The organism is Phyllobacterium sp. P30BS-XVII (assembly GCF_014138335.1).
Lineage (GTDB): Bacteria > Pseudomonadota > Alphaproteobacteria > Rhizobiales > Rhizobiaceae > Phyllobacterium > Phyllobacterium meliloti.
The window spans coordinates 1,125,952-1,135,162 of sequence record NZ_JACGXO010000001.1; the positions used below are offsets into that span (position 1 = coordinate 1,125,952).

At 57.1% G+C, this 9,211-nt stretch carries 10 protein-coding genes; 6 read left to right on the plus strand and 4 right to left on the minus strand.

Going from position 1 to position 9,211, the window contains the following annotated elements:
• The first annotated feature begins 36 nt into the window (after nucleotides 1-36).
• Genes cobS through FHW17_RS05615 form a run of 3 tightly spaced genes read left to right on the plus strand, consistent with a single transcriptional unit; the run spans nucleotide 37 to nucleotide 3,953 of the window.
• Nucleotides 37-1,023 (plus strand): cobaltochelatase subunit CobS, encoded by a 987-nt coding sequence (cobS, locus tag FHW17_RS05605; RefSeq protein WP_091879970.1) that lies wholly within the window; start codon nucleotides 37-39, stop codon nucleotides 1,021-1,023.
• Between the two features lie 13 nt (nucleotides 1,024-1,036).
• Complete coding sequence (cobT, locus tag FHW17_RS05610; RefSeq protein ID WP_182509363.1) at nucleotides 1,037-2,935, plus strand: cobaltochelatase subunit CobT; 1,899 nt, start codon at nucleotides 1,037-1,039, stop codon at nucleotides 2,933-2,935.
• A 1-nt stretch (nucleotide 2,936) separates the two neighbouring features.
• Nucleotides 2,937-3,953: an esterase-like activity of phytase family protein gene (locus FHW17_RS05615; protein ID WP_182509364.1), complete on the plus strand. Its 1,017-nt coding sequence runs from the start codon at nucleotides 2,937-2,939 to the stop codon at nucleotides 3,951-3,953.
• Here FHW17_RS05615 and FHW17_RS05620 read toward each other — a convergent pair.
• Both FHW17_RS05620 and rpmB read right to left on the minus strand, forming a co-directional pair.
• Complete coding sequence (locus FHW17_RS05620; RefSeq protein WP_182509365.1) at nucleotides 3,926-4,576, minus strand: VUT family protein; 651 nt, start codon at nucleotides 4,574-4,576, stop codon at nucleotides 3,926-3,928. The two genes, FHW17_RS05615 and FHW17_RS05620, sit on opposite strands and share 28 nt — an antisense overlap.
• 88 nt (nucleotides 4,577-4,664) lie before the next feature.
• A complete protein-coding gene (gene rpmB / locus FHW17_RS05625) occupies nucleotides 4,665-4,964 on the minus strand; it encodes a 50S ribosomal protein L28 (protein WP_182509366.1) in 300 nt (99 codons plus the stop codon).
• Nucleotides 4,965-5,226: 262 nt separating this feature from the next.
• Between rpmB and FHW17_RS05630 the strand changes: the two genes are divergently transcribed.
• Nucleotides 5,227-6,033, plus strand: a complete 807-nt coding sequence (locus FHW17_RS05630) for a DUF3108 domain-containing protein (protein WP_112529704.1) — start codon at nucleotides 5,227-5,229, stop codon at nucleotides 6,031-6,033.
• Between the two features lie 40 nt (nucleotides 6,034-6,073).
• Nucleotides 6,074-6,940 carry an EamA family transporter gene (locus FHW17_RS05635; RefSeq protein ID WP_113096834.1) on the plus strand — a complete coding sequence of 289 codons (867 nt, stop codon included), beginning with the start codon at nucleotides 6,074-6,076 and terminating at the stop codon, nucleotides 6,938-6,940.
• Here FHW17_RS05635 and FHW17_RS05640 read toward each other — a convergent pair.
• Together FHW17_RS05640 and gloB are read right to left on the minus strand one after the other, a co-directional pair.
• Nucleotides 6,937-7,371 (minus strand): cupin domain-containing protein, encoded by a 435-nt coding sequence (locus tag FHW17_RS05640; protein WP_182509367.1) that lies wholly within the window; start codon nucleotides 7,369-7,371, stop codon nucleotides 6,937-6,939. The two genes, FHW17_RS05635 and FHW17_RS05640, sit on opposite strands and share 4 nt — an antisense overlap.
• A complete protein-coding gene (gloB, locus tag FHW17_RS05645) occupies nucleotides 7,371-8,141 on the minus strand; it encodes a hydroxyacylglutathione hydrolase (protein WP_112529712.1) in 771 nt (256 codons plus the stop codon). Before gloB ends, FHW17_RS05640 begins: the two co-directional genes overlap by 1 nt.
• A 159-nt stretch (nucleotides 8,142-8,300) precedes the next feature.
• On the opposite strand from gloB, the gene FHW17_RS05650 reads away from it, so the two are divergent.
• A complete protein-coding gene (locus FHW17_RS05650; RefSeq protein ID WP_182509368.1) occupies nucleotides 8,301-9,053 on the plus strand; it encodes a class I SAM-dependent methyltransferase in 753 nt (250 codons plus the stop codon).
• Nucleotides 9,054-9,211 lie beyond the last annotated feature (158 nt).

Consider the following 9,211-nt stretch of genomic DNA (forward strand, 5'->3'; position numbering starts at 1 on the left):
TATTGCGTCTGCGCGTGCAGTCGCGCTGGAGGCATGATGAATAAGGTTGATCGCGATATTGCGAATTTGCCGGATACAACGGTTTCTGCCGCAAAGCTTTTCGGATTTGATACCGACATGATGGTTCCTGCCTATAAGGCAGGCGATGCATATGTGCCGGAGACCGATCCGGATTATCTGTTCGACAAGCAGACCACGCTCGCCATTCTGGCCGGGTTTGCCTTTAACCGACGCGTCATGGTGTCCGGTTATCACGGCACAGGTAAATCAACCCACATCGAACAGGTCGCCGCCCGCCTCAACTGGCCATGCGTGCGCGTCAATCTCGACAGCCACGTCAGCCGTATCGATCTCGTCGGCAAGGACGCGATCGTCGTCAAGGAAGGCATGCAGATCACGGAATTCCGTGATGGCATCCTGCCATGGGCCTATCAGCACAATGTTGCGCTGGTGTTTGACGAATATGATGCCGGACGCCCCGACGTTATGTTTGTTATCCAGCGCGTTCTTGAATCCTCCGGCCGCCTGACCCTGCTCGACCAGAGCCGTGTTATCCGTCCGCACCCGGCTTTCCGCCTGTTCTCGACGGCAAACACCGTTGGTCTTGGCGATACGACAGGTCTTTATCACGGCACGCAGCAGATCAATCAGGCGCAGATGGATCGCTGGTCCATCGTGACGACGCTCAACTATCTGCCGCATGACAATGAGGCAGCCATTGTTCTGGCAAAGGCCAAGCACTATCAGAATAAGGAAGGCAAGGAGATCGTCTCGAAGATGGTCCGTGTTGCCGACATGACCCGTGCGGCCTTTATCAATGGTGATCTGTCGACGGTGATGAGCCCGCGTACGGTTATTACCTGGGCCGAGAATGCCGATATCTTCAAGGATGTCGGTTTCGCGTTCCGCCTGACCTTCCTCAACAAGTGCGATGAACTGGAGCGTCCAATCGTTGCCGAGTTCTATCAGCGCGCGTTCGGCAAGGAACTGCCTGAGTCAACGGCCAACGTGGTCATAGGCTGAGCGTCATCAGAGCATGGCGGGCCCCGGAGACAATTCACGCACAAACCCGAAAGGTCCGGTTGATTCCGAGCCTTTCAAGCGCGCGGTTACGGCCTGCATGCGGGCCATTGCCGGCGACCATGAGATGGAAGTCGGGTTTGGCAATGATCGTCCGGCGCTGACAGGGCACCGGGCGCGCTTGCCTGATCTGCCCAAGCGTCCAACGGCGAACGATATTGCAGTCACCCGTGGCATCGGCGATTCCATGGCACTGCGCAAGGCGTGCCATAATGACCGTATCCATGCGACGCTGGCGCCTGAGGGCAAGCAGGCGCGGGCGATTTTCGATGCGGTCGAACAGGCGCGTGTTGAAGCTATCGGTGCCTTGCGCATGGATGGCATGGCTGAGAATCTGACCTCCATGCTGTCAGACAAATATTCACGGGCCAATTTCCCCGCCATCACTGACAAGGCCGAAGCGCCGCTGGAAGAAGCGGTTGCGCTCATGGTGCGCGAGAAGCTGACGGGCCGCAAAGCGCCCGAGTCGGCTGGTAATGTCGTAAACCTCTGGCGCGACTGGATTGAGGAAAAAGCTTCAGCTGATCTTGAACACCTCGGTGCCAAGATCAACGATCAGAACGCCTTTGCCCGGGTTGTGCGTGAAATGCTGGCTTCCATGGAGATGGCGGAAGAGCTGTCACAGGAAAGCGAGCAGGACGACGAGCAGGAAAACAACGACGACGCGCCTGAACCCGAAGAGAACAATGAGGGCGGCTCCGACGAAGATGAGGGCAGCGATGCCTCCGAGGATGATGATTCGGAAAGCGCCAGCGATGACAGCCAGTCGGGTGAAACCGAGGCGGCGGATGCGTCGTCTGACGATATAGATGATGACGCGGATACGGATGCGGAAATGCCCGGTGAGGCGCGCCGTCCGAATCAGCCTTTCTCCAATCTTGGCAGTGAGAGCGGCTATAAGGTTTTCACGCAGGAGTTCGACGAAACCACCGATGCGGAAGAACTATGCGACGATGCGGAACTGGAGCGCCTGCGCGCATTCCTTGATAAGCAGCTCGCCAATCTTTCCGGTGTCGTCGGGCGTCTGGCAAACCGTTTGCAGCGCCGCCTGATGGCGCAGCAGAATCGCTCGTGGGATTTCGATCTGGAAGAGGGTTATCTCGATCCGGCCCGTCTCGTGCGCGTTGTCATTGATCCCACCCAGCCGCTTTCCTACAAGCAGGAACGCGATACGGATTTCCGCGATACAATCGTCACGCTGCTGATTGATAATTCCGGCTCCATGCGTGGCCGTCCGATCACCGTTGCAGCGACCTGTGCCGATATTCTGGCGCGCACGCTGGAACGCTGCGGTGTGAAGGTCGAGATTCTCGGCTTCACCACCAAGGCGTGGAAGGGCGGTCAGGCCCGCGAAGCATGGCTGGAGCGCGGCAAACCCGCCAATCCCGGCCGTCTCAATGATCTGCGCCATATCGTCTACAAGCGTGCAGACGCCCCGTGGCGCCGCTCACGGCGCAATCTCGGATTGATGATGCGCGAAGGCCTCTTGAAGGAAAACATCGATGGCGAAGCCCTGATCTGGGCGCACCAGCGTTTGCTGGGACGGCCTGAACAGCGCAAGATTCTGATGATGATTTCTGACGGCGCGCCTGTTGATGATTCCACCCTGTCGGTTAACCCCGGCAATTATCTTGAGCGGCATCTGCGCGCGGTCATTGAAGAGATCGAAACACGCTCGCCGGTCGAGCTGATCGCCATTGGTATCGGCCATGATGTGACGCGGTATTATCGCCGTGCCGTGACTATCGTTGACGCGGAAGAATTGGCTGGCGCAATGACCGAGCAATTGGCTTCGCTGTTTGAAGAGCAGGAACAACGCCGCGGTGCGGGTAGATCATCTGCGCGGAAACGTTAGCATGAACCGTATTGCGCTGAACTTGCGGCGCATACGGTTCTTACCCGTTCTTGCGGTTCTGTGTGCGTTGCCATCCCTCGCGCAAACAAATGCCGTTGCAACGGCAGTGGTCACGGCTCGGCCTGTTGCCTATTTCCGCATTGGTTCGACTGAAACCCGCTTCGGCGATCTCGAATTTGTCGGCGGTCTGGAACTGCGATCCAGCAATGGCAATTTTGGCGGCATGTCGGCGTTCCGCTATCTCGATCAGGGCAAATCCTTTCTCGGCATCACCGACACAGGATTCTGGTATGCGGGCGACATGCAGCGGGATGCAAAGGGTGTTCCAATCTCCGTCAGTGATTTTCGTCTGGCTCCGATCCAGGATGCCAAAGGCAATGCCGTTGAAGGCAAACGCAATGCGGATGCGGAAGGCATGGCCGTTTCAGGCAAAACGGTTACGGTCTCGTTCGAGCGTATCCACCGCATTGCCGAGTTTGATCTTGATCTGAAGGATTTCGCCTCACGGCCGAAAGATCTGCCGCTTCCTGTTCCGAAAACCGAACTGCGCAACAATCGCGGTTTTGAAACGGTCGCCTACGCGCCGGCGGCAAGCCCGTTGAAGGGCGCGCGGATCACAGTTACAGAAAAGAGCATCAACAAGGCGGGTGATATCTATGCCGCAGTGCTGGAAGGGCCCGGCAAGGGCATCTTCTTCGTCAAGCGGCTGGATAGTTTCGATATCAGCGACGGGGATTTCCTGCCCAATGGCGACCTGCTGCTGCTGGAGCGCCGGTTCAATCTTGCCAGCGGCGTCATGCTGCGCATCCGCCGCATTGCCGCTGCCGATATCAAGCCGGGTGCGACTGTCGATGGTCTGTTCATCCTTGAGGCGGATATGCGTGATCAGATCGACAATATGGAAGGTCTGGCTGTCTGGCGGGCCGGGGATGGCTCGACCCGCATCTCAATGATCTCCGACGACAACACGTCGATCCTGCAGAGAAATCTCTATTTGGAATTTCGGTTGGCCGAATAGATCGCCGGGGCGAAAATGGCAAGGATCGCGCCATAGGGCACCAGCATCACCACAGCCATGACAATCTTGACCATCAGATCACCGAAACCGAGCGATGCCCACAGGGGAATCTGGCCGCCAAAAAAGGGCACGAGCGTTGCCAGCGACGAATCGGCGTGTCCCGTGGCCGTATCGATCCATGCAAATTGCGCGGCAAAGGCGATGGAGAAGAACAAGAGCGTATCAAGCAGCGAGCCGAAGACGGCCGATGCAAATGGTGCTTTCCACCATGTCAGTCGACGGAGCTTGCTGAACACCGTGATGTCGAGCAACTGAGCGCAAAGAAATGCCGTGCCCGATGCGATTGCAATGCGCGGCGTTGCCAGCCAGATCGACAGAATCACCGCGATGAAGAAACCGGCATAGACGACCTTGCGGGCGAATTCCGGCCCAAAGCGGCGGTTCGACAGATCATTGACAAGGAAGGCGATGGGATAGGTAAAGGCCCCGTAGGTCAGGATTTCGCCCAATCCGAAATGCTGGAACGGATACTGCACCAATATATTGGATGCAGCCACGACGGCGCACATGGCGAGAACAGGGAAAATGAAATCCGAAACGGTATAGGCGCGCGAAAGCGGCATTTTTTTATCCTGGGTAATGGAACCAGCAACAATAAGGCCAGCATAGGCTGGCCTCAAGCGATTATAATTTTAGAGCCGTGTTGCCCGATCAGGCAGCAACAGGCACTTCAGCCGACTTCTTGGCAATCTGGCGCTTCAGGAGGCGGGCACGCTGTGACAACTCCTTCTCGTCAGCCTTGTTCAAGAATGCATCCAGACCACCGCGATGTTCAACGGTGCGCAGGGCATGGGCCGAAACACGCAGACGGAAGCTCTGACCGAGAGCTTCCGAGATCAGCGTAACGTGGCACAGGTTTGGCAGGAAGCGGCGGCGCGTTCTGTTGTTCGCGTGGCTCACATTGTTGCCGTACTGTACCGATTTAGCGGTCAATTCACATGTGCGGGACATTTGGGTCTCACCTTCAAAATTCATTACCTATAGCCCGAATGTTCTTTTTACCATCACACGTCGCCGTGCAGCGGCGCGCTTATCGGACAGGCGGCCTATTGGGAAGTCGCGTTTCTATAGTGATATGAGCCGCGCGCGTCAAGTGTGCTTGTGCTCTGGTTTTGTGTATTTAACCGACCTCGCGTAATGTTTAACACAACTTTGCCTGCTTTGTACGGTCTCACCACAGGCAATTCTTACATATACGACTTAGGAGCAGGACATGACTGGTCCCATTCAGCGGCCCGGCTACGGGAAGACAGTGTTGGCTGCGGCGTCATTATTGGCGATTCTCTGTGCAGCACCCGCCAGCGCAGAGGAAAGCTACAAATCCGACTACCGGGTTTCCCTGCTTGGCCTGACAATCGCCAAGTCGTACTTCACGACCCGCGTTGCGGACGGTGCCTATGAAGTCTCGGGCAGTTTGCGCAGTTCAGGACTGGTTACGGTGTTTGACGACACCAAAGGTACGATCGACGTCAAAGGTCAATTTACCAAAACCGGAGCAGTGCCGAACTCCTATGTGGTCAAATACAGGCATGGCAAGAAAGACAAGAGCACTTCGATTGCCTTCGCGAAAGGCAATGTGACCGAGACCACCAATGTTCCGCCCGTTCAAAAGAAAGACAAATGGGTGGAGCTTGCGCCTGAGTCCCTGCTGGGCGCCGCAGACCCGATTTCGGGCGTCATGGTCGCAGCCGATAGTATCGGTCAGGTCTGCACCCAGACTTTGCATCTTTATGACGGGCAGACGCGGGTCGACCTTAAGCTTTCTCCCGTGGGCGCTCCACAACCGTTCTCTACCAAAGGTTTCAAGGGTGATGCTGTCACCTGCTCGGTCAAATTCATTCCCATCGGCGGCTACCGGCAGGGTCGCGATGCGATCGAATATCTGAAAAACAAGAGCAAGATCAGTCTCACCTTTGCATCGCTCGGCAAGTCCGGTATCTATTCGCCCGTGCAGGCAAAGATCAGCACGCAGATTGGAACGGTTACCGTTTACGCGACCCGTTTTGAAAAGATGCAATAGAAGCGGCAGGGGCGCCGCTCTTTCCTAATGGGGGCGGCGCGTGGCTACGTTTGTCGGGTTTCTTGCGGTAATCATGTGGGCGATGCTCGCACTTTTCACCGATATGTCGGGCAAGGTGCCGCCGTTTCAGCTGACAGCCATGACATTTGCCATTGGTGCCAGCCTCGGGCTGATTTCATGGCTCTGGCGGCCGGGCGCCGCAAAGCATCTGCGCCAACCGGCAAAAGTCTGGTTGCTCGGCGTTGTCGGCCTGTTCGGCTATCATTTCCTTTACTTTACTGCCCTGCGCAATGCGCCTGCGGTTGATGCAAGCCTCATTGCCTATCTCTGGCCGCTGTTCATCGTGGTCGGCTCGGCGCTGATGCCGGGCGAGCGCCTACGCTGGTTTCATGTGGCGGGAACATTGCTCGGCCTTGCCGGTACGGTGCTGATCATCACCAAGGGCGGCAATGTCGGCTTTGAAGCCAAATCTGCCTTTGGTTACGCGATGGCCGGGCTCTGCGCGATCACATGGGCTGCCTATTCGCTGCTGTCGCGGCGCTTTGCCAGCGTGCCCACCGATGCGGTGACAGGATTCTGCCTGGTAACGTCTGTTTTGTCGCTGATTGCGCATTTGCGGCTTGAAGAGACCGTATGGCCCCAATCGCCAACGCAATGGCTGGCGGTGCTTGGGCTTGGGCTTTTCCCCGTCGGCGCGGCGTTTTACTGCTGGGACTTTGGTGTCAAGCGCGGCAATATTCAGGTTCTGGGCGCGTTGAGCTATGCATCGCCGCTTTTGTCGACGCTGGTGCTGATTATAGCAGGCGCGGCAGAGCCAACGGTTCGAGTTCCCGTCGCCTGTCTGCTTATCACCCTTGGCGCGGTGCTTGCCGCCAAGGAGATGATCTTGCGCAAACCGAAGCCCTAGGGCTGCCAGCCCGGTTCGGCCAGTTCGAACTGGGCAAACTCAAAGCCCGGCGCAACCGTGCAGCCGACAAGCGTCCAGTCGCCAAGCGATTTGGCCGTCTGCCACTGCCCGGCGGGAACCACGGCTTGCGGGCGTTCCCCGGCGAGGAGATCAAGCCCGAGCCTGTGGGTTTCGTGCGGGCCGCCTTCCTCGGCAATGGTGAGCGCCAGCGGTGCGCCGCCATACCAGTGCCAGACCTCCGCCGCATCCTTTACCCGGTGCCAGGCAGACACCTCGGCCTTTTCCAGAAGAAAATATATGGCTGTGGAATGCCCGCGCCCGCCAACCGGCCAGTCGCCCTGATTGTCGCGAAATGTCTGGATATAGGCTCCGCCTTCCGGATGCCGTTCCAGCCCGAGCGCGTTGCGGATTTGATCTGCGGTCAATGTCATCAAAAATTATCCTTCCGCTTGCGGATTTCAGTGAAAACAGCCTCGTCACTGGCATTTTCCAGTTTCAGGTTTCGACGGATTGCCGGATCGTGCCAGCGCAGGAATGGATTGGTGGCCATTTCCCGCAGGATGGTGGTGGGCAGGGTCGGCAAGCCCGCTTCACGCAGGGCGTATACCTCCTTTACCCGCTCCTTCAGCGCCGAATTATCCGGATCGATGGTTACGGCGAACCGTGCATTGCTTTCCGTATATTCATGGCCGCAATAGATCTGGGTATCGACCGGCAGCTTGACCAGATGGTTCAAGGATTTGAACATGGTCGCCGGGGTTCCCTCGAACAGGCGCCCGCAACCGAGTGAAAACAGCGTATCGCCGGTGAAGACGACCTTCGCATCGGGGATATAGTAAGAAATCTCGCCCGCCGTATGGCCGGGTGTCGAAATGACCTCGACGTCAAAATTGCCGAAGCGGAAATGATCGCCGTGTTTCAGCGTCCGGTCAATGCCCGGTATATTGGCCTTCTCCGCATCAGGACCGAGAATTTCCAGCTTGAAACGGTTTTTCAGCGCCAGATTGGCACCGACATGATCATTGTGGTGATGGGTCGAGAAAATATGCGTGAGTTTCCAGCCCCGGCGTTTCAGGGCTTCCAATACGGGCTTTTCCTCCGGCGCGTCGATGGATGCCGTAAGATCGGTTTCAGGATCGTGGATCAACACGCCGAAATTATCGCTGAGCGCGGTGAATTGTTCTATCTGGAGATTCGACATGGGAGGGCCTGTGCGGTTTGAACTTTGCCGTCAGGATAGCCAGCTGTCTCCAAGGTGCAACCCATCTTCAAGCCATTTTCTTGATGTTATGATTTGCCATCTGGAACAACGGATAGTCAGATGGTTCCATTTGAATATCCGTTGTTCTAGGCTGATCCCATGCATCTCGACATTATCGATCTTCGCGCCTTCTATGCTTCCACTCTTGGTCATCTGACCGAGCGGGCGATTTCCATGGCTCTTGTGCCGATCTGGCCGAAATTGCCGGGGGAGCGCCTCGTTGGTCTTGGCTATGTCGTGCCCTATCTCGACCGGTTTCGCGGCGACACCGAGCGAACCTTTGCCTTCATGCCTGCCGGGCAGGGCGCCATCAGCTGGCCGCCAGCCGAAGCCTCATCCACGGCACTGGTGTTTGAAGAAGATTTACCGCTGCCTGACTCTGCCGTGGACCGTATTTTGATGGTGCATGCGCTTGAACATGCGGAAGACCCGCGCGAAACCCTGAAAGAAATGTGGCGGGCGCTCGCGCCCAATGGCAGGCTTGTCATTGTCGTGCCGAACCGGCGCGGGCTCTGGGCGCGTTTCGAACATACGCCGTTTGGCAGCGGGCGGCCCTATAGCCGCGGGCAGCTGATCCGTATTTTGCGGGAAACCAATTTCACGCCGGGGCCATGGGCCGAGGCCCTGTTTTTTCCGCCATCATCAAAGCGCTGGATAATGCGTCCTTCCGGATTGTTCGAGCGGATCGGACGGCGTTTTTGGCCTGTTTTTTCGGGTGTGCTTATCGTGGAAGCACAAAAGCGAATTTATCAGGGCTTGCCGGTGGCCAAGCGTTCGTCACGCCGCGTTTTCGTGCCAGTGTTGTCGCCACAGGGCACCGCGATGCATCATAAGCTTCATGATGAGGGTTGAACAGTTTGCGTGAACTGAAGTGTGGTTCGTGGTTCGACAAGCTCACCATGAGGGAGTGAGGTGCTGTAACGCTAATCACCAGCCTTGCAGAACTTGGCTCCCTTTCATCACCCATCTCCCTCATGGTGAGCTTGTCGAACCACGCACCACGGACCACC

Bases quoted from the DNA above. Each gene is read 5' to 3' on its own strand.
- cobS (WP_091879970.1), top strand. From the start codon at position 37: ATGAATAAGGTTGATCGCGATATTGCGAATTTGCCGGATACAACGGTT.
- cobT (WP_182509363.1), top strand. From the start codon at position 1,037: ATGGCGGGCCCCGGAGACAATTCACGCACAAACCCGAAAGGTCCGGTT.
- FHW17_RS05615 (WP_182509364.1), top strand. From the start codon at position 2,937: ATGAACCGTATTGCGCTGAACTTGCGGCGCATACGGTTCTTACCCGTT.
- FHW17_RS05620 (WP_182509365.1), bottom strand. From the start codon at position 4,576: ATGCCGCTTTCGCGCGCCTATACCGTTTCGGATTTCATTTTCCCTGTT.
- rpmB (WP_182509366.1), bottom strand. From the start codon at position 4,964: ATGTCCCGCACATGTGAATTGACCGCTAAATCGGTACAGTACGGCAAC.
- FHW17_RS05630 (WP_112529704.1), top strand. From the start codon at position 5,227: ATGACTGGTCCCATTCAGCGGCCCGGCTACGGGAAGACAGTGTTGGCT.
- FHW17_RS05640 (WP_182509367.1), bottom strand. From the start codon at position 7,371: ATGACATTGACCGCAGATCAAATCCGCAACGCGCTCGGGCTGGAACGG.
- gloB (WP_112529712.1), bottom strand. From the start codon at position 8,141: ATGTCGAATCTCCAGATAGAACAATTCACCGCGCTCAGCGATAATTTC.
- FHW17_RS05650 (WP_182509368.1), top strand. From the start codon at position 8,301: ATGCATCTCGACATTATCGATCTTCGCGCCTTCTATGCTTCCACTCTT.